Annotated in this window: 17 protein-coding genes; 13 read left to right on the forward strand and 4 right to left on the reverse strand. The window is 57.9% G+C overall.

Annotated features, from left to right (window positions below; genetic code table 11):
- Nucleotides 1-109: 109 nt before the first annotated feature.
- The 4 genes from C4J86_RS15610 to C4J86_RS15625 all read right to left on the reverse strand — a co-directional run bounded on the left by C4J86_RS15610 (nucleotide 110) and on the right by C4J86_RS15625 (nucleotide 4609).
- On the reverse strand, nucleotides 110-1666 hold the full coding sequence (locus C4J86_RS15610) for an FAD/NAD(P)-binding protein (protein WP_124371067.1): 1557 nt from the start codon (nucleotides 1664-1666) through the stop codon (nucleotides 110-112).
- A gap of 61 nt (nucleotides 1667-1727) precedes the next feature.
- Nucleotides 1728-3251: an acyl CoA:acetate/3-ketoacid CoA transferase gene (locus C4J86_RS15615; protein ID WP_124371068.1), complete on the reverse strand. Its 1524-nt coding sequence runs from the start codon at nucleotides 3249-3251 to the stop codon at nucleotides 1728-1730.
- Nucleotides 3248-3673 (reverse strand): cupin domain-containing protein, encoded by a 426-nt coding sequence (locus tag C4J86_RS15620; RefSeq protein WP_124371069.1) that lies wholly within the window; start codon nucleotides 3671-3673, stop codon nucleotides 3248-3250. Before C4J86_RS15620 ends, C4J86_RS15615 begins: the two co-directional genes overlap by 4 nt.
- Before the next feature lie 39 nt (nucleotides 3674-3712).
- On the reverse strand, nucleotides 3713-4609 hold the full coding sequence (locus C4J86_RS15625) for a DMT family transporter (protein WP_124371070.1): 897 nt from the start codon (nucleotides 4607-4609) through the stop codon (nucleotides 3713-3715).
- Between the two features lie 270 nt (nucleotides 4610-4879).
- On the opposite strand from C4J86_RS15625, the gene C4J86_RS15630 reads away from it, so the two are divergent.
- From C4J86_RS15630 to nuoF, 13 genes are all read left to right on the forward strand, one after another.
- Nucleotides 4880-5326 carry an NUDIX hydrolase gene (locus C4J86_RS15630; RefSeq protein ID WP_124371071.1) on the forward strand — a complete coding sequence of 149 codons (447 nt, stop codon included), beginning with the start codon at nucleotides 4880-4882 and terminating at the stop codon, nucleotides 5324-5326.
- A 59-nt stretch (nucleotides 5327-5385) separates the two neighbouring features.
- Nucleotides 5386-6510, forward strand: a complete 1125-nt coding sequence (gene mnmA / locus C4J86_RS15635; RefSeq protein WP_124371072.1) for a tRNA 2-thiouridine(34) synthase MnmA — start codon at nucleotides 5386-5388, stop codon at nucleotides 6508-6510.
- Entirely contained in the window at nucleotides 6507-7130 is a 624-nt protein-coding gene (hflD, locus tag C4J86_RS15640) for a high frequency lysogenization protein HflD (RefSeq protein ID WP_017137510.1), read from the forward strand. Before mnmA ends, hflD begins: the two co-directional genes overlap by 4 nt.
- 125 nt (nucleotides 7131-7255) lie before the next feature.
- Nucleotides 7256-8626 (forward strand): adenylosuccinate lyase, encoded by a 1371-nt coding sequence (purB, locus tag C4J86_RS15645; RefSeq protein WP_124363294.1) that lies wholly within the window; start codon nucleotides 7256-7258, stop codon nucleotides 8624-8626.
- A gap of 83 nt (nucleotides 8627-8709) precedes the next feature.
- A complete protein-coding gene (locus C4J86_RS15650; protein WP_124371073.1) occupies nucleotides 8710-9876 on the forward strand; it encodes a cupin domain-containing protein in 1167 nt (388 codons plus the stop codon).
- The gene (locus tag C4J86_RS15655; protein ID WP_124367415.1) at nucleotides 9869-10291 is read left to right on the forward strand and encodes a GNAT family N-acetyltransferase; all 423 of its coding nucleotides are present in this window, start codon (nucleotides 9869-9871) and stop codon (nucleotides 10289-10291) included. Before C4J86_RS15650 ends, C4J86_RS15655 begins: the two co-directional genes overlap by 8 nt.
- 219 nt (nucleotides 10292-10510) lie before the next feature.
- Entirely contained in the window at nucleotides 10511-11248 is a 738-nt protein-coding gene (locus C4J86_RS15660; RefSeq protein ID WP_124371074.1) for a secretin N-terminal domain-containing protein, read from the forward strand.
- A 177-nt stretch (nucleotides 11249-11425) separates the two neighbouring features.
- On the forward strand, nucleotides 11426-12751 hold the full coding sequence (aceA, locus tag C4J86_RS15665) for an isocitrate lyase (protein ID WP_124367417.1): 1326 nt from the start codon (nucleotides 11426-11428) through the stop codon (nucleotides 12749-12751).
- Between the two features lie 636 nt (nucleotides 12752-13387).
- Nucleotides 13388-13801, forward strand: coding sequence for an NADH-quinone oxidoreductase subunit A (locus C4J86_RS15670; protein ID WP_003192109.1), 414 nt, complete (start codon nucleotides 13388-13390; stop codon nucleotides 13799-13801).
- A 10-nt stretch (nucleotides 13802-13811) separates the two neighbouring features.
- Complete coding sequence (locus C4J86_RS15675; RefSeq protein WP_124367418.1) at nucleotides 13812-14486, forward strand: NADH-quinone oxidoreductase subunit B family protein; 675 nt, start codon at nucleotides 13812-13814, stop codon at nucleotides 14484-14486.
- 71 nt (nucleotides 14487-14557) lie between these two features.
- Nucleotides 14558-16342, forward strand: a complete 1785-nt coding sequence (gene nuoC, locus C4J86_RS15680; protein ID WP_124371075.1) for an NADH-quinone oxidoreductase subunit C/D — start codon at nucleotides 14558-14560, stop codon at nucleotides 16340-16342.
- A gap of 2 nt (nucleotides 16343-16344) precedes the next feature.
- Nucleotides 16345-16842, forward strand: a complete 498-nt coding sequence (gene nuoE, locus C4J86_RS15685; protein WP_003232080.1) for an NADH-quinone oxidoreductase subunit NuoE — start codon at nucleotides 16345-16347, stop codon at nucleotides 16840-16842.
- Nucleotides 16839-18197, forward strand: a complete 1359-nt coding sequence (gene nuoF, locus C4J86_RS15690) for an NADH-quinone oxidoreductase subunit NuoF (RefSeq protein WP_003232078.1) — start codon at nucleotides 16839-16841, stop codon at nucleotides 18195-18197. Before nuoE ends, nuoF begins: the two co-directional genes overlap by 4 nt.
- The last annotated feature ends 72 nt before the right edge of the window (nucleotides 18198-18269 follow it).

The raw sequence follows: 18269 nt of genomic DNA on the forward strand, positions 1-18269 counted from the left end.
ATTGTGGCAAATCAACGCTTTACTCGCCACTAGCTATTCGGCTAGGTACAAGCTAACTCCATGTATGAAAACATCCTGAAAATGTTTAAAAAAAGAATCGTCTGTCATCCTATGCCGACAATCGAGCACCGAACGTATTCACGTGCGTATCGGAAGTCAGCGCCAATTTCGCCAGAATGTACTCTGCTCGCGTCGCCGAATGACGAGCATTTATCTCTAAAGCACTGGTAAAAAAGAACGCACCACTTGTCAGCTCTCCCAAAACAATGATTCTGTCATCCACATGCCCTAACTGATTTATTAAGCCGCCCGACTCAGCGGATACCTTCACCCCGCCGAATGGGTCCGCACACGCTATTCCCCGCTCAAGAATATGTTGCACCAATGGGTTATCAAACTTGGTCACATCACGGGGCGTGCCTGTAGCCACCACAACGGAATCGTAGGTATGGAAACTTCTATCTGACTGATTAGCCACTTGCAAAACAAAACGCCCATCGCACTCAATTGCCTCAAGCTCACCCTTGATGATTGATAGTTGCCCAGATTCAAGTAATGACTTAATCTTTAGCGCATTTTCAACCGGAATAGAGACACGGTGAGCCATCCACCAACTCGAGTAACCCAAGAATATCTTTTTATCTTCATCCGGCATTGCAGGCCATATCAAATCAAGTACGGCATTTGTGGAATAAAGAACAGATTGCCAAAATCGAGGATGATGGGCAGCAGCTATTTCCGCTTCAAGAAATTCTACTGCTGGACGTTGAGAACATTTTGTTGACCAGTCAGGCCTGCATATCGGCTTGCCCTCCAAGGCCAACTCCTGCATCGTCCAACGAAGCACATCTTCAAGTCGCACCACCCCAGTTTGAGAGATACAAGATCTAACAGTTTCCGGTGTCAGTATCACCGGCTTATAGCGCCCCTGAGTTCCTCTGACACTTGGCAGGGCTCCCGTGCGCGAATGCAACGTAATGGGCCCTTCATGGCCATTAGCAGTAAGACCTATCACCGCATCGATAGCACTCAATCTCGATCCAACAATCGCAACACTCGCTTGCTTTTGAATCAGCCTGCATGTGCGTTTGATTGGATAAGGGCTGCAGAAAAAGCCTTTCATAGTAGTAAGGTGTTGGTATTCCAAGCTACACGCGTTACCACAGCTCAATACTACATGATCGCTAGGGAACGAGAGATTCCCCTTCGTTGAAACTACGACCCTGCCGTCATGTGAAAAGCTCATGTTGACGACCTCGTCGCGCACCGGAATCAACTGACACCCGAGCTCTACCGCTTTTTTGACTAGGAGCTGAATCATGTGCGCAAGATATAAACCAAACAAGGGTCGAGGTAGGAACGCCTCCGGACACAACTCAACATCACTGAAATCATCTTCCCAAATCTCACGATTAGCTAATAACCAGCGATAGAAATGCCCAGACTGATCAGGAAAAGGCGAAATGAATTCCGCTCGCGTATTTAAAATATTTGTCCTGCAGTCTTCAGAATAGGCAAGCCCGCGACCACATTGAAACTGCCTGTCTACCAAGAATATCGACACATCCGAATGACAGCCATATCTCCCTAAGCCATTTAAGACCGTATAGACAAAGGAGACGCTTGAAGCGCCACCCCCGATTACCGTAATCACCTTGTCAGCCATAACAACCTCCCACGGTTTTCCGTATGAAATATTTTATTATGCTACAGCCCTGAGCGAACACTTACATCGAAAAAACATCATCCGACATAGACTTGCAAGTGCCCGACACTACAAACCCGCCTTCTATGAAGGGCATAATTTCTTGCTCGACACTTATACCTGGAGCAACTTCCTCTAAATACACCACCCCATCTCTTAATGCAAAAACAGCTCGCTCCGTGATAAATATAACTTTTTGGCCCAATGATTGAGAGTAGGCGCCATTAAAAGTCATATGCGAGACTTGACGAACAAATTTATTTACACGACCTTCCCGGACTATGCGCAGCTTCCCTTCACTTATACCCAGCACCAATCCTATCGCTGTAAAAGTTCCGCAAAAAATGACATATCGAGCTGACTGAGAGATATTGATGAAACCGCCGGCACCTTGTAGCCTACGGCCGAACTTCGAAACATTGACATTGCCGAAGCTATCCATTTCAGCAAAGCCCAAGCACGCCACATCAATCCCACCGCCCTCATAAAAATCAAACAACGCCGCCTGCTCAATAATACTGACTGGACGATAACTGGCCCCAAACGACAATCCACGTGCAGGCCTACCACCTATAACACCAGATTCAACGGTAAAGCTCATTAGATCCGCACAGCCCAATTCTTCAGCTATCTGGCCGACGGCCACCGGTATACCGATGCCAAGATTGATAACGCGCGCATTTACGTACCGAATTTCCTGTAAGGCTCTTTTGGCAATTATTCTTTCAGCGCATGACATCGTACTTACACTGGGAATGAGCACTCCCGGACGTGTAAATGTTGAATTATGCGCCTCACCATAAGTTTGAGGATGCTCATCAGGGCGCGACACCGTCACATAATCGACCAATATTCCGGGTATTTTTACATCCTGCGGCTCAATATCATGCAACCCTACCAAGCTTTCAACCTGCACAATCACTATGCCACCGCTGTTCTTGACTGCCATTGCCTGCGCGAGCGCATCACTATAAGACACTTCCCGCTCCATCGAAATATTTCCTAAAGGGTCACAAAACGTCCCTCTCAATAACGCACAATTAACATTAAGTGCGGGAAAAAAAAGCGTTGAGTTTCCGTTAATAACGATCTTCTGAACCAGCGTGCATTCCGCTCGTTGATTCAAGCGCGCACCTTGGTGGTCGGGATCAACGAAGGTATGGAGGCCTATATTCGAGATCACACCAGGTTTCTTCGCCGCGATCGCACGAAATAGCTGGCTGATCACGCCTTGCGGCCAGTTATGTGCCTCTATCTCCCCTTGGCGCGCCATATTTCCCAATTGCGGTACAAGCCCCCAGAATCCTCCAATGGCCTTAGCGACCAAGCCACTTTGGGCTAAAATGTCCACGCCCCTTCCGTTAAGATCTCCAGCAGCGGAGGCAAAGAGCAGGCCAAGATTACGAGGCCGTCCTTCCCGCTTGAAACGATCGCTGATTGCCCGAGTAAGCCCATCAGGATGTCCACAACTACCAAACCCTCCCGGTATGATTGTCCATCCATCTTCAATTAGCTCTGCCGCCTGTCGCTCGCTTACAACTTTCATACTGCAGCCTCTGCATCCTGATCCGGCGCAGGCTTAACCGGCTGCTCCCAAACCACAAGAAACGTGCAACCTGATGGAGAGGAAAGTTGGTGTGTAGACCCAGGCGGGTATATTTGTAATGCTCCTTTAGCATGTCGGCCTCTATCATCAACAAGCTCACCATCAACCACCAATATTAACTCCCAACCCAAATGTCTATGCCTTGGTGTTAGAGCTCCACCGGCGTAACGAATCAACGCAGCAACTGGTCCTTTCGCATTAATCCGCGCATCATAAAGATAAAATATTGAAACGCCCTTGCGCCCATCAATATCGTAAGGCTTGAAAATTAGAGCATCGAGCTTGTCAACATACACCCCACCTCCAATACGACGTATTTCATTGTCAAATAGCTTTTTATCAGTTATCTCGATGTTAGACATTATTATTCTCCTGATAGGCCGGTTTAAATAATGAGTAGCTCACTTCGTTCGCGAATGATTCATTAAATAAACCCCAGCCCCCGAAACAATAAACCCCACTATTGCCACAATACTCGGCACCTCACCCAACACCAACGACGCCATAATCTGCGTGACCGCTGGAATCATATGAAACAAGTTCGTCGCTTTGCTCGCCTCCCCGCGCCGAATCATCAAATAGAGCAGCGTCAGCGCACCCACGGAGTTCATCAGCGTGATCCAGGCCACAGATGCTGCGAACGGAGCCCACTCAGTCACCTGCATGGTTTCGGTGGTATATGCCAACAGCAACATGACCAGTGACGCGGTAACCATCTGTATGAAACAACCCACCCATAGATTCACCCCGCCAAGGAAACGCTTCTGATAGAGCGTGCCAAGCGTGATACCCAATAGCGCTAAGCCCACCGCGCCGTAACCGCCAACTGACGCCTCGGAGCCAAAAAAACTGCTGGCCACGACGATGGCCACGCCGCCAACACCCAGGATCGAACCCGGCAGATCGCGCCAACTCAATTGTTCACCCAAGCAGAAATAGGCACCGATCACGACGAACACCGGCATCAGCCCGACGATCAACGCCGCCTGCCCAGCTGGGACGCCCTGACTTATCCCGGTGTAGAGACCGCCGAATTGCAGGGCTTGCAAAAGCAGGCCGACTGCCGCCGCATGAAGGTAAGGCGTAAGCCGCCGGGGCCACTGCGCCTTGATGACGAGCGCCACCCCCAGGAACACGAGGGCGGCCAAGGCAAATCGATAGAACGTCATGGTGAAGGGCTCGCCATAACGCACACCGAACGCACCGCCGATGTAGCCGGAACTCCACAGCAGGATGAACGTTATGGGCAGTGGCGATGTAAGGCGCACTTGGTAGCGTTTATGAGCAACCGGGTTCATGACACTCTCCAAACTGATAGTCCTGGAGAGATAAGCTGCGCCATGTGCTGAAATCGGTAAAATCATAAAATGTCAGATGTATCATGCAGATTGCTTATGCATCAGCTCTGAAGAAACCGAATCCAAATGTGGGAGGGGGCTTGCCCCCGATGGCGGCGTGTCAGCCGCCAATGTACTGGCTGACATACCGCTATCGGGAGCAAGCCCCCTCCCACACTGACCGCAATTCTGCTTGAAGAGCGGGTTGTATCCTGAATCGAGAGGCATCCCATGACCTGGCTCCCCCACATCACCGTCGCCACGATCGTTGAAGACAATGGCCGTTTCCTGATGGTCGAGGAACTCAAGGGCGGTCGCGCTGTGCTCAATCAGCCGGCCGGCCATCTCGACCCAAACGAAACTCTGACCGAAGCCGCGGTGCGTGAAACCCTCGAGGAGACCGGCTGGGACGTCGAAGCCACCGGCATCGTCGGCATCTACCTGTACACAGCCCCGAGCAATGGCGTGACCTATCAACGGGTCTGCTTTATCGCCAAGGCCCTGAAACACCACCCGGAGTATCAACTCGACGAAGGCATCCTGCGGGCCCGCTGGCTGACCCGTGATGAACTGTTGGGCCTGCGCGACGACTGGCGCAGCGAGCTGATCATCCGCTGTATCGATGATTATCTGGCTGGCCAGCGTCACAGCCTGGAATTGATCCGCCCTTCTCTTTAGCCTTGCGGGCCCAGGCCTGCTAGAATCGCGTCCTTTTTCAAGACACCCGTTGAAACCCTATGCGTGATCCAGCCCCTTCTGACACACAAAAGAAGCGCGTCATCGTCGGCATGTCCGGCGGCGTGGACTCTTCCGTTTCCGCCGTTCTGCTCATGGAGCAGGGTTATGAGGTGGAAGGCCTGTTCATGAAGAACTGGGAAGAAGACGATGGAACGGAATACTGCACCGCCATGGACGACCTCGCGGACGCCCAGGCCGTGTGCGACAAGATCGGTATCAAGCTGCACACCGCCAACTTCGCCGCCGAGTACTGGGACAATGTGTTCGAGCACTTCCTCGCCGAATACAAGGCCGGGCGCACGCCGAACCCGGATATCCTGTGCAACCGCGAGATCAAGTTCAAGGCGTTCCTCGACTACGCCATGATGCTCGGCGCCGATCTGATTGCCACCGGCCACTATGTGCGCCGCCGCGATATCGATGGCCGCACCGAACTGCTCAAGGGCCTGGACCCGAACAAGGACCAGAGCTACTTCCTGCACGCCGTCGGCGGTGAACAGATCGCCAAGACCCTGTTCCCGGTGGGCGAACTGGAAAAGCCCGAAGTGCGCAGGATCGCCGAACAACACGGCCTGGCCACCGCCAAGAAGAAGGATTCCACCGGAATCTGCTTTATCGGCGAGCGCCGCTTCAGCGACTTCCTCAAGCAATACCTGCCGGCACAACCGGGCGAGATCAAGACCACCGACGGTGAAGTGATCGGGCGCCACCACGGCCTGATGTACCACACCATTGGTCAGCGCCAGGGCCTGGGCATCGGCGGCCTGAAAGATGCCGGCGAAGAGCCGTGGTACGTGCTGGTCAAGGATCTGGAAAACAATGTGCTGATCGTCGGCCAAGGCAATGAGCATCCCTTGCTGTTCTCCGGTGCCCTGCTCGCTTCAGAAATCTATTGGGTCAACCCCATCGACCTGAGCACCCCGCGCCGCCTGACCGCCAAAGTGCGCTATCGCCAGAGCGACCAGCCCTGCACCCTGGAAAAAACCGCTACCGGCTACCGTGCCACCTTCGATGACCCGCAGCGCGCAGTCACCCCTGGCCAATCCGTGGTGTTCTATGACGGCGAAGTCTGCCTGGGCGGCGGCGTGATTGAAGTCGCGCAGGCCTGGAGCAACCCGGCATGAGCCCGACCCAGGAGCAATTGACCGCGCTGGGCGGGGTTTTCCTTGCAGCGGTGCTGGTGGACAAGATCGCCAAGACCGGCCAGGTCACCGAGGCGGGCCTGACCTGCATGCTCGGCAGCCTGCTGATCCGCGACCCCAAGGACACCCTGGAAGTCTACGGTGGCGACGACCTGGCGCTGCGTGAAGGTTACCGCGCCCTGATCGGCGCGTTGGAACGCGACCCCAGCACCCTGCAGCGCGAACCCTTGCGCTACGCCCTGTCGATGCTCGGCCTGGAGCGTCAACTGGCCAAGCGCGACGACCTGCTGGAAACCATTGGCAAGCGCCTGCCGCAGATCCAGTCCCAGGTGGAGCACTTCGGCCCGGCCCACGAGAATGTGATCGCCGCCTGTGGCGCGCTGTACCAGGACACCCTGAGCACCTTGCGCCAGCGCATCCAGGTGCACGGCGACATGCGCAACCTGCAACAACCGAACAACGCCTCGAAAATCCGCGCCCTGCTCCTGGCGGGTATTCGTTCGGCGCGGTTGTGGCGGCAGTTGGGTGGCCATCGCTGGCAACTGGTGATCAGCCGGCGCAAATTGCTCAAAGAGCTTTACCCGTTGATGCGCAACGAATAAGTCGCACCAGCAGACCTTTTTCAAGCTGTTACGCGTAATACGCCGGTCAGTTGGCGACGGACCGGCGAATGTTTTCATGTATGATACGCGCCCCATTTCGTTGCCCGACTGTCCGAGAACACCCCATGCAGCTTTCTTCGCTCACTGCGGTTTCCCCTGTTGACGGCCGCTACGCCGGCAAAACCCAGGCCCTGCGCCCTATTTTCAGCGAGTACGGCCTGATCCGTGCCCGTGTCCTGGTTGAAGTGCGCTGGCTCCAGCGCCTGGCCGCTCACCCTGCCATCAGCGAAGTGCCGGCGTTTTCCGCCGAAGCCAACGCGGTCTTGAACACCCTGGCGGAAAACTTCTCCCTGGAGCACGCCGAGCGTGTGAAAGAGATCGAGCGCACCACCAACCACGACGTCAAAGCCATCGAGTACCTGCTCAAAGAGCAGGCGGCCAAGCTGCCGGAACTGGCCCAGGTCAGCGAGTTCATCCACTTTGCCTGCACCAGCGAGGACATCAACAACCTGTCCCACGCCCTGATGCTGCGCGAAGGCCGTGATGAGGTGATGCTGCCGCTGATGCGCCAGACCGCCGAGGCCATCCGCGAGCTGGCGATCCGTTTCGCCGCCGTGCCGATGCTCTCGCGTACCCACGGCCAGCCGGCCTCGCCGACTACCCTGGGCAAAGAACTGGCCAACGTGGTGTACCGCCTGGAGCGTCAGATCGCTCAAGTCGCCGCCGTGCCATTGCTGGGCAAGATCAACGGTGCCGTGGGCAACTACAACGCCCACCTGTCGGCCTACCCCGAGATCGACTGGGAAGCCAACGCCCGCGCCTTCATCGAAGACGAGCTGGGCCTGGGCTTCAACCCCTACACCACGCAGATCGAACCCCACGACTACATTGCCGAGCTGTTCGACGCAATCGCGCGCTTCAACACCATCCTGATCGACTTCGATCGCGATATCTGGGGCTACATCTCCCTGGGCTACTTCAAGCAGCGCACCATTGCCGGTGAAATCGGTTCGTCGACCATGCCGCACAAGGTCAACCCGATCGACTTCGAAAACTCCGAAGGCAACCTGGGCATCGCCAACGCCCTGTTCCAGCACCTGGCCAGCAAGCTGCCGATCTCGCGCTGGCAGCGCGACCTGACCGACTCCACCGTACTGCGCAACCTCGGCGTGGGCTTTGCTCACAGCGTGATCGCGTACGAAGCCAGCCTCAAAGGCATCAGCAAGCTGGAACTCAACGAGCAGAAAATCGCCGCTGACCTGGACGCCTGCTGGGAAGTGCTGGCCGAGCCGATCCAGACCGTGATGCGCCGCTACAACATCGAAAACCCGTACGAGAAGCTCAAAGAGTTGACGCGCGGCAAGGGGATTACCTCCGACGCGCTGCAAACTTTCATTGATGGCCTGGACATGCCAGCCGCTGCCAAGGCCGAGCTGAAACTGCTCACCCCGGCCAACTACATCGGCAACGCTGTAGAGCAAGCCAAGCGCATCTGATCCACGCGAGACCCTTGAGACGCCCGGCCGCGCCGGGCGTTTTTATTCCTGTCTTAAAAGTGCTTTTTTTCAATAGGTTACACATGAATCCTGATATCCCTCTTCAACTTCTGGGCGGCATCACGGCACGGGAATTCCTGCGCGACTACTGGCAGAAAAAACCGCTGTTGATCCGCCAGGCCATCCCTGATTTCGAAAGCCCGATCGACGCCGACGAACTGGCCGGCCTGGCGCTGGAAGAGGAAGTCGAATCGCGCCTGGTGATCGAACACGGCGAGCGTCCGTGGGAACTGCGTCGCGGCCCGTTCGCCGAAGACGCTTTCAGCACCCTGCCCGAGCGCGAGTGGACGCTGCTGGTGCAGGCGGTCGACCAGTTCGTGCCGGAAGTTGCCGAATTGCTCGAGCATTTCCGCTTCCTGCCGAGCTGGCGCATCGACGATGTGATGATCAGCTTCGCCGCGCCGGGTGGCAGCGTCGGTCCGCACTTCGACAACTACGATGTGTTCCTGCTGCAAGCCCAGGGCAAGCGCAACTGGAAGATCGGCCAGATGTGCAGCTCTGAAAGCGCGCTGCTGCAGCACGCCGACCTGCGCATCCTCGCCGAATTCGAAGAAAGTGCCGAATGGGTGCTCGAGCCGGGCGACATGCTGTACCTGCCGCCGCGCCTGGCGCACTTCGGCATCGCCGAAGACGACTGCATGACTTACTCGGTGGGCTTTCGCGCCCCAAGCGCCGCCGAAGTGCTGACCCACTTCACCGACTTCCTCAGCCAGTACCTGACCGACGAAGAGCGCTACACCGACGCCGACGCCCAGCCCGTCAGCGACCCGCACCAGATCCAGAGCGACGCCCTGGACCGCCTCAAGAGCCTGCTGGCCGAGCACATGAGCGACGAGCGCATGCTGCTGACCTGGTTCGGCCAGTTCATGACCGAACCGCGCTACCCGGAGCTGGTGGCGGGTGAAGAGTTGGGCGAGGACGATTTCATCAGCAGCCTGCAAGACGGCGCGATCCTGGTACGCAACCCGAGCGCGCGCATGGCCTGGTCGGAAGTGGACGACGATGTGCTGCTGTTCGCCAGCGGCCAGAGCCGTTACCTGCCGGGCAAACTGCGCGAACTGTTGAAACTGGTGTGCTCGGCAGACGCCCTGCACAACGAAAATCTGGGCGTTTGGCTGGCGGACGAAGACGGTCGCGACCTGCTGTGCGAACTGGTCAAGCAAGGCAGCCTGGGGTTTGCGGATGAATAAGATTCACGTAAGTGTCGCGGACTGGCGAAAGGATATCGACGAGATTCGGCGCATTCGTGAAGCGGTATTTATCGCTGAACAATCGGTTCCACCTGAGCTGGAGTGGGATGCGGACGACGCCGGTGCGATGCATTTCCTGGCATTCGAAGGCGACTTTCCGATTGGCACCGCTCGCTTGCTGCCCAGTGGCGAAATCGGACGCGTATCGGTGCTCAAGGACTGGCGCGGGCTTAAAGTCGGCGACAAGCTGATGGAAGCGGTGATCGGCCAAGCCGAGAAGCGTGGCCAGACCCGGCAGTTCCTCAGTGCGCAGGTGTACGCGGCGCCGTTTTATGAGCGGCTGGGCTTCAGGATCGTCAGCGATGAATTCCTTGAAGTCGGGATTCCGCATGTTGATATGGTGCGTGAGGGCTGAGCCGGGACCGCAGCGCTGCCATCGGGGGCAAGCCCCCTCCCACACTTGATTGGGTTCACAGGTCAAAATGTGGGAGGGGGCTTGCCCCCGATGGCTATTTCAGCAACACCCCAAAATGCCCTGCCTTGCCAGGGCATTTTGCCGTCTAGTATTCAACTTGCGACCCGCCAGGCCGACAAACTGGCACTATCCAGCCTTTGACTCGCAGAGATAACGGACATGTCCCTACGCACCCTGCTCACCGCCCTCCTACTGGCCGCCAGCGCATCAGCCATGGCCGACACCGAAGTGGTCAACCTGAGCAACCGCACCAGCGCCGACCTGCTGCCCGTAGCGCAGAACTTCATCGGCAAGGACGGCACCGTGAGTGCCTACGGCAATCAACTGATCATTAACGCCGACCCCGGCAAGATCCAGGACCTGCGCACCCTGCTCTCTCAACTCGACACCCCCGCCAAACGCCTGCTGATCACCGTCGACACCAACGAAAACAACCAGCAGAACAGCGGCGACAGCCAGACCCGCATCATCAGCTACGGCACTACCAGCCGCGACGGGGGCATCCAGCAGATCCAGGCCAGTGAAGGCGTACCCGCGCTGATCCAAGTCGGTCAAAGCGTACCGCTGACCACCACCCAGCAGGACAGCTACGGGCGCCTGCAGAACCAGACCCAGTATCGCAACGTCACCCAGGGTTTCTACGTGACCGCCAGCGTCACCGGTGAGACCGTTCACCTCGCCATCAGTACCAATCGTGACCGCATGAGCCAGGAACGTCCTGATGTAGTGAACGTGCAAAGTACCGACACAAGCGTTAGCGGGCGCCTGGGCGAGTGGATCTCCCTGGCCGGCGTCAACCGCGAAACCCAAGCCGACAAATCCCCTACAACCCGCAGCTACTCTACTCAGGGCCGCGATGACCTGACTTTGCGGGTCAAGGTCGACACGCTGAACTGAAGCACCAAAAACTGACCGCCGAGTCGTCCCGGAACAAATATGTAGTGCCTGAAAAAAAGCACTACAAAACATTTGACGCCCTCAAAAAGGCTGTGCATGATGGCCTCGCTCCCGCTTATCAGGGGCCCTGGCAAGGGCCTTCGAACCCTACAAGACGCGACGACGAGGTTTATCTACATGGCACTGACACGTGAACAGCAAATTGCAGCCCTTGAGAAAGACTGGGCTGAAAACCCACGCTGGAAAGGCGTGACCCGCGCTTATTCCGCTGCTGACGTCGTCCGCCTGCGTGGCTCGGTCCAACCCGAGCACACCTTTGCAAAACTCGGCGCCGAGAAGCTGTGGAACCTGGTCACCCAAGGCGCCAAGCCGTCCTTCCGTCCCGACAAAGATTTCGTCAACTGCATGGGCGCCCTCACTGGCGGCCAGGCAGTGCAACAGGTAAAAGCCGGCATCCAGGCGATCTACCTGTCCGGCTGGCAAGTGGCAGCGGATAACAACTCCGCTGAATCCATGTACCCCGACCAATCGCTGTACCCGGTGGACTCGGTGCCAACCGTGGTCAAGCGCATCAACAACGCATTCCGTCGCGCCGACCAGATCCAGTGGAAAGCCGGTAAAGGCCCGGGCGACCAAGGCTACATCGATTACTTCGCGCCGATCGTGGCTGACGCTGAAGCCGGTTTCGGCGGTGTACTCAACGCCTATGAGCTGATGAAGAGCATGATCGAGGCTGGCGCTGCCGGCGTGCACTTCGAAGACCAGCTGGCTTCAGTGAAAAAATGCGGCCACATGGGCGGCAAAGTACTGGTCCCGACCCAGGAAGCTGTACAGAAGCTGACCGCCGCCCGCCTGGCCGCTGACGTTGCCGGTACGCCGACCATCATCCTGGCGCGCACCGATGCCAACGCCGCCGACCTGCTGACCTCGGATTGCGACCCGTACGACCAGCCATTCGTCACCGGCGAACGCACCCAGGAAGGCTTCTACAAAGTACGCGCCGGTCTCGACCAGGCGATCGCTCGCGGCCTGGCCTACGCACCGTACGCCGACCTGATCTGGTGCGAAACCGCCAAGCCGGACTTGGACGAAGCCCGCCGCTTCGCCGAAGCGATCAAGAAGGAATACCCGGATCAGCTGCTGTCCTACAACTGCTCGCCTTCCTTCAACTGGAAGAAGAACCTGGACGACGCCACCATCGCCAAGTTCCAGCGCGAACTGTCGGCCATGGGCTACAAGCACCAGTTCATCACCCTGGCTGGCATTCACAACATGTGGCACAGCATGTTCAACCTGGCGCACGACTACGCCCGCAACGACATGACCGCCTACGTGAAGCTGCAAGAGCAGGAGTTCGCTGACGCCGCCAAAGGCTACACCTTCGTGGCGCACCAGCAGGAAGTGGGCACCGGCTACTTCGACGACATGACCACCGTGATCCAGGGCGGCACCTCGTCCGTGACCGCGCTGACCGGTTCGACCGAAGAAGAGCAGTTCCACTGAGTGACTGAGTACCCGGCCATTGCGGCCCCAGGGAAGACCTAACCGCAGTGCCGCACAACATCACGCCCCGACTGGTTCGGGGCGTTTTTTTTCAGCCACACCCAAAATCTACTGTGGGAGGGGGCTTGCTCCCGATTGCTGAGTGCCAGTCAGCACATCTGTTGCTGATCCACCGCCATCGGGGGCAAGCCCCTCCCACATTGGAAAGCGATCAGCCTGAGGATTTGTGCAAAACCTTGATCCAGAGCGGTATTCGCTGCAGATAAATCGGTTACAAAATCCGTTCCATCAACCGGCGACAATCACACAAGTAACGGCAACTTCCCCCGCCACACGAGAAACATTCGCTTAAACCCTGCGCAAACAATATTCATTATCATTTAAACCATGAAAACTTTCTTACCGGTCAAACAAAACGCAATTGTTCAAAAGCCCGCTAATGCCCATGCTGCAAGGGCTACAGCCCCACAACGGTGCACTATGTGCTTATTCCATCGAATAATTTCGCCACAGGAATTTTACTTGCCCGGTGTTTAGCCATAAAATCACCGCGATTGATTGCAGTGCGACATATCGTCACTGCATCGTTACTTTTTCGAGCTCAGAGACCTTTGCTCTCTGTTAAGGATTTCCAGCATGACCGACGCGACAGGACTCATGGCCCACAACTGGGGCTTTGCCATTTTCCTCCTCGGTGTTGTAGGCCTTTGCGCTTTCATGCTCGGCGTCTCCAGCCTCCTCGGGTCAAAAGCCTGGGGCCGCAGCAAAAACGAACCGTTCGAGTCGGGCATGCTACCTACAGGTGGCGCCCGCTTGCGGCTCTCAGCCAAATTCTATCTGGTCGCGATGCTCTTCGTGATCTTCGATATCGAAGCCCTCTTTCTCTTTGCCTGGTCTGTGTCCGTCCGCGAAAGCGGCTGGACCGGATTCGTCGAAGCTCTCGTTTTCATAGCAATTCTGTTGGCAGGTCTTGTCTACCTGTTCCGAGTGGGCGCCCTTGACTGGGCTCCGGAAGCTCGTCGCAAGCGGCAAGCGAAGCTGAAACAATGAGGCTTTGGCGATGCAATACAATCTCACCAGGATCAACCCGGACGCTCCTAACGAGCAGTACCCCATCGGCGAACGCGAAACCGTTTCCGACCCGTTAGAAGACCAAGTCCACAAAAACATCTACATGGGCAAGCTGGAAGACGTGCTGAATGGCGCGGTCAACTGGGGGCGCAAAAACTCCCTGTGGCCGTACAACTTCGGTCTTTCGTGCTGCTACGTGGAAATGACCACCGCCTTCACGGCGCCCCACGACATCGCGCGCTTTGGCGCCGAAGTCATCCGGGCATCACCGCGCCAGGCGGATTTCATGGTTATCGCCGGTACGCCGTTCCTGAAAATGGCCCCCATTATCCAGCGCCTGTATGAACAGATGCTGGAACCCAAATGGGTCATTTCCATGGGCGCCTGTGCCAATTCCGGCGGTATGTACGACATCTATTCCGTAGTGCAGGGGGTCGACAAGTTCCTCCCCGTGGATGTCTACGTGCCCGGCTGCCCGCCCCGTCCCGAAGCATTCCTGCAAGGCTTGATGCTGTTGCAGGAATCGATTGGCAAGGAGCGTCGCCCGCTTTCCTGGGTCGTCGGTGATCAAGGCGTGTACCGCGCCGAGATGCCGTCCCAAAAGGAACAGCGCCGCGAACAGCGAATCGCAGTCACCAACCTGCGCAGCCCCGACGAAGTCTGATCCAGCCCGCTTCTTTTATAGAACGAAAACCTGGCTTCATTCTTTACGTTGACCGAAAGCGATAAAAAACCATGACTACAGGCAGTGCTCTGTACATCCCGCCTTATAAGGCAAACGACCAGGACGTGGTCGTCGAACTGAACAACCGTTTTGGCGCCGAGGCGTTCACCGCCCAGGAGACCCGCACCGGCATGCCCGTGCTGTGGGTTGCCCGCGCCAGGCTCATCGAAGTCCTGACCTTCCTGCGCAACCTGCCCAAGCCCTACGTCATGCTCTATGACCTGCATGGCGTGGACGAGCGTCTGCGCACCAAGCGCCAGGGGTTGCCGAGCGGCGCCGATTTCACCGTGTTCTACCACTTGATGTCGCTGGAACGTAACAGCGACGTGATGCTCAAGGTTGCCCTGTCTGAAAGCGACCTGAGCGTACCGACCGTCACCGGAATCTGGCCGAACGCCAACTGGTACGAGCGTGAAGTCTGGGACATGTTCGGCATCGACTTCCCGGGGCACCCGCACCTGACCCGCATCATGATGCCACCGACCTGGGTAGGTCACCCGCTGCGCAAGGACTTCCCGGCGCGCGCCACCGAGTTCGACCCTTTCAGCCTCACCCTGGCCAAGCAACAGCTTGAGGAAGAAGCTGCGCGCTTCAACCCGGAAGACTGGGGCATGAAGCGCTCCGGCACCAACGAGGACTACATGTTCCTCAACCTGGGCCCGAACCACCCTTCGGCCCACGGTGCCTTCCGTATCATCCTGCAACTGGACGGCGAAGAAATCGTCGACTGCGTCCCGGACATCGGCTACCACCACCGTGGCGCCGAGAAGATGGCCGAACGTCAGTCGTGGCACAGCTTCATCCCCTACACCGACCGCATCGACTACCTCGGCGGCGTGATGAACAACCTGCCGTACGTGCTCTCGGTGGAGAAGCTGGCCGGTATCAAGGTACCCGACCGCGTCGACACCATCCGCATCATGATGGCCGAGTTCTTCCGCATCACCAGCCACCTGCTGTTCCTGGGTACCTATATCCAGGACGTCGGCGCCATGACCCCGGTGTTCTTCACCTTCACCGACCGTCAGCGTGCCTACAAGGTCATCGAAGCCGTCACCGGTTTCCGCCTGCATCCGGCCTGGTACCGCATCGGCGGTGTGGCCCACGACCTGCCGAACGGCTGGGAGCGCCTGGTCAAGGAATTCATCGACTGGATGCCCAAGCGCCTGGACGAATACCAGAAGGCCGCCCTGGATAACAGCATCCTCAAGGGCCGTACCATCGGCGTGGCCCAGTACAACACCAAAGAGGCCCTGGAATGGGGCGTCACCGGTGCAGGCTTACGTTCCACCGGTTGCGATTTCGACCTGCGCAAGGCGCGCCCGTATTCGGGCTACCAGAATTTCGAATTCGAAATTCCGACTGCCGCGAATGGCGATGCCTACGACCGTTGCATCGTGCGCGTCGAAGAAATGCGCCAGAGCCTGAAGATCATCGAGCAGTGCATGCGCAACATGCCGGCCGGCCCGTACAAGGCGGATCACCCGCTGACCACGCCGCCGCCCAAAGAGCGCACGCTGCAGCACATCGAAACCCTGATCACGCACTTCCTGCAAGTCTCGTGGGGCCCGGTGATGCCGGCCAACGAGTCCTTCCAGATGATTGAAGCGACCAAGGGCATCAACAGTTATTACCTGACGAGCGATGGCGGCACCATGAGCTACCGCACCCGGATTCGCACCCCAAGCTTCCCGCACTTGCAGCAGATCCCTTCGGTGATCAAAGGCGAGATGGTCGCGGACTTGATTGCGTACCTGGGTAGTATCGATTTCGTTATGGCCGACGTGGACCGCTAAGCATGAACAGCACGCTTATCCAGACAGACCGTTTCACCTTGAGTGAAACCGAGCGCTCGGCCATCGAGCACGAGCTGCATCACTACGAAGACCCGCGCGCGGCGTCGATCGAAGCCTTGAAGATCGTTCAGAAGGAACGTGGCTGGGTGCCGGACGGCGCCCTCTACGCCATCGGCGAGATCCTCGGCATCCCCGCCAGCGACGTTGAAGGGGTGGCGACGTTCTACAGCCAGATCTTCCGCCAGCCGGTCGGCCGCCACATCATTCGCGTATGCGACAGCATGGTGTGCTACATCGGTGGCCACGAGTCCGTGGTCAGTGAAATCCAGGCCAAGCTGGGCATCGGCCTGGGCCAGACCACCGCCGACGGCCGCTTCACGCTGCTGCCGGTGTGCTGCCTGGGCAACTGCGACAAGGCGCCGGCGTTGATGATCGACGACGACACATTCGGTGACGTGCAGCCTGCTGGCGTGACCCAATTGCTCGAGGGCTACCCATGACCCTGACTTCCTTCGGCCCGGCCAACCTGATCAAGCGTTCGGCCGAGACCCACCCGCTGACCTGGCGCCTGCGTGACGACGGCGAGCCCGTGTGGCTCGACGAGTACCAGACCAAGAACGGCTATGCAGCCGCGCGCAAAGCCTTCGCCGACATGGCCCAGGACGACATCGTCCAGACCGTGAAAGATGCCGGCCTCAAAGGCCGTGGCGGCGCAGGTTTTCCCACGGGCGTGAAGTGGGGCCTGATGCCCAAAGACGAATCCATCAACATCCGCTACCTGCTGTGCAACGCGGATGAAATGGAGCCCAACACTTGGAAAGACCGCATGCTGATGGAGCAACTGCCCCATCTGCTGATCGAAGGCATGCTGATCAGTGCCCGCGCGCTGAAAACCTACCGTGGCTATATCTTCCTGCGCGGTGAATACACCACCGCCGCCAAGCACCTCAACCGTGCCGTGGCCGAAGCCAAGGCGGCGGGCCTGCTGGGCAAGAACATCCTCGGTTCGGGTTTTGACTTCGAGCTGTTCGTGCACACCGGCGCCGGGCGTTATATCTGCGGTGAAGAAACCGCGTTGATCAACTCCCTCGAAGGCCGCCGCGCCAACCCGCGCTCCAAGCCGCCCTTCCCTGCCGCCGTGGGCGTGTGGGGCAAACCGACCTGCGTGAACAACGTCGAGACCCTGTGCAACGTGCCGGCGATCATCGCCGACGGCGTGGACTGGTACAAATCGTTGGCCCGTGAAGGCAGTGAAGACATGGGCACCAAGCTCATGGGCTTCTCCGGCAAGGTCAAGAACCCTGGCCTGTGGGAGCTGCCGTTCGGCGTGACCGCGCGCGAGCTGTTCGAGGACTACGCCGGCGGCATGCGCGACGGCTATACCTTGAAAGCCTGGCAGCCAGGCGGCGCCGGCACCGGTTTCCTGCTGCCCGAGCACCTCGACGCACAGATGTATGCCGGCGGCATCGGCAAGGTGGGCACCCGCATGGGGACCGGCCTGGCGATGGCGGTGGACAACACGGTGAACATGGTCTCGCTGCTGCGCAACATGGAGCAGTTCTTTGCCCGTGAATCCTGCGGCTTCTGCACCCCGTGCCGTGACGGTTTGCCGTGGAGCGTCAAGCTGCTGATGGCCCTGGAAAACGGTGAAGGCCGCGAGGGTGACATCGAAACCCTGCTCGGGCTGGTCGGTTTCCTCGGCCCAGGCAAGACCTTCTGTGCTCACGCACCGGGCGCCGTGGAGCCATTGGGCAGCGCAATCAAATACTTCCGCCCTGAATTCGAGGCCGGCATCGCGCCAACCCGCGCGGGCGAACTCACTCAGGTGGTATCACCGACCATGGTCGGTGCGTAACGCTTAAAGAAGCGAAGGGTTCGTGCCCTTCGCTTTTCTCATGTGCGGACGCCTTGATGGCTGTGTAGATGC

Source organism: Pseudomonas sp. R2-7-07, from assembly GCF_003852355.1.
Classification (GTDB): domain Bacteria; phylum Pseudomonadota; class Gammaproteobacteria; order Pseudomonadales; family Pseudomonadaceae; genus Aquipseudomonas.

Bases quoted from the DNA above. Each gene is read 5' to 3' on its own strand.
- C4J86_RS15610 (WP_124371067.1), bottom strand. From the start codon at position 1,666: ATGGCTGACAAGGTGATTACGGTAATCGGGGGTGGCGCTTCAAGCGTC.
- C4J86_RS15615 (WP_124371068.1), bottom strand. From the start codon at position 3,251: ATGAAAGTTGTAAGCGAGCGACAGGCGGCAGAGCTAATTGAAGATGGA.
- C4J86_RS15620 (WP_124371069.1), bottom strand. From the start codon at position 3,673: ATGTCTAACATCGAGATAACTGATAAAAAGCTATTTGACAATGAAATA.
- C4J86_RS15625 (WP_124371070.1), bottom strand. From the start codon at position 4,609: ATGAACCCGGTTGCTCATAAACGCTACCAAGTGCGCCTTACATCGCCA.
- C4J86_RS15630 (WP_124371071.1), top strand. From the start codon at position 4,880: ATGACCTGGCTCCCCCACATCACCGTCGCCACGATCGTTGAAGACAAT.
- mnmA (WP_124371072.1), top strand. From the start codon at position 5,386: ATGCGTGATCCAGCCCCTTCTGACACACAAAAGAAGCGCGTCATCGTC.
- hflD (WP_017137510.1), top strand. From the start codon at position 6,507: ATGAGCCCGACCCAGGAGCAATTGACCGCGCTGGGCGGGGTTTTCCTT.
- purB (WP_124363294.1), top strand. From the start codon at position 7,256: ATGCAGCTTTCTTCGCTCACTGCGGTTTCCCCTGTTGACGGCCGCTAC.
- C4J86_RS15650 (WP_124371073.1), top strand. From the start codon at position 8,710: ATGAATCCTGATATCCCTCTTCAACTTCTGGGCGGCATCACGGCACGG.
- C4J86_RS15655 (WP_124367415.1), top strand. From the start codon at position 9,869: ATGAATAAGATTCACGTAAGTGTCGCGGACTGGCGAAAGGATATCGAC.
- C4J86_RS15660 (WP_124371074.1), top strand. From the start codon at position 10,511: ATGTCCCTACGCACCCTGCTCACCGCCCTCCTACTGGCCGCCAGCGCA.
- aceA (WP_124367417.1), top strand. From the start codon at position 11,426: ATGGCACTGACACGTGAACAGCAAATTGCAGCCCTTGAGAAAGACTGG.
- C4J86_RS15670 (WP_003192109.1), top strand. From the start codon at position 13,388: ATGACCGACGCGACAGGACTCATGGCCCACAACTGGGGCTTTGCCATT.
- C4J86_RS15675 (WP_124367418.1), top strand. From the start codon at position 13,812: ATGCAATACAATCTCACCAGGATCAACCCGGACGCTCCTAACGAGCAG.
- nuoC (WP_124371075.1), top strand. From the start codon at position 14,558: ATGACTACAGGCAGTGCTCTGTACATCCCGCCTTATAAGGCAAACGAC.
- nuoE (WP_003232080.1), top strand. From the start codon at position 16,345: ATGAACAGCACGCTTATCCAGACAGACCGTTTCACCTTGAGTGAAACC.
- nuoF (WP_003232078.1), top strand. From the start codon at position 16,839: ATGACCCTGACTTCCTTCGGCCCGGCCAACCTGATCAAGCGTTCGGCC.